General features: G+C 56.3%; 1 protein-coding gene. It reads right to left on the minus strand.

The window, feature by feature from the left end; translation table 11 throughout:
• Nucleotides 1-13: 13 nt before the first annotated feature.
• On the minus strand, nucleotides 14-469 hold a 456-nt coding region (locus QJT78_RS52085; RefSeq protein ID WP_281460941.1), incomplete at its 5' end, for an IS630 family transposase.

Consider the following 469-nt stretch of genomic DNA (forward strand, 5'->3'; position numbering starts at 1 on the left):
CTAGTACCCGGAATCAGAGCTGAGTGATACGGCGGCCTTTGAAGCGGCGTTGACGGACCTTTTTCTTGGTCCAGACGAAGGGCTCGGCTTTGTCGTTGTACGCGTTGACGTAGGCGTCGATGTGTTCCTGAAGCTGCTTGAGGCTCGTGAAGGAGATGCCGCTAAGCGACTGCCCCTGCAGGATCGAAAACCATACCTCGACCTGATTGAGCCAGGACGCACTTGTCGGCGTGAAATGAAATTGCACGTTGGGGTGGGCCTTAAGCCAGTCCTCGTTCTTCTTGTGGGTGTTGAGGTTGTCGAGGATGACGTGAAGCTGGCGGTTCGGAAAGGCCGCGGTGAGGCTGTCCATGAAATCGAGAAACTCGACGCGGCGACGGCGTTTTGAATGCGTTGCGATGATCTTTCCGGTGGCGACTTCGAGCGCCGCAAACAATGTTGTGGTGCCATGCCGCTTGTAATCGTGGCT

Origin of the sequence: Bradyrhizobium sp. Mp27 (genome assembly GCF_029953005.1) — a bacterium.
GTDB classification, from domain to species: Bacteria; Pseudomonadota; Alphaproteobacteria; order Rhizobiales; family Xanthobacteraceae; genus Bradyrhizobium; species Bradyrhizobium barranii.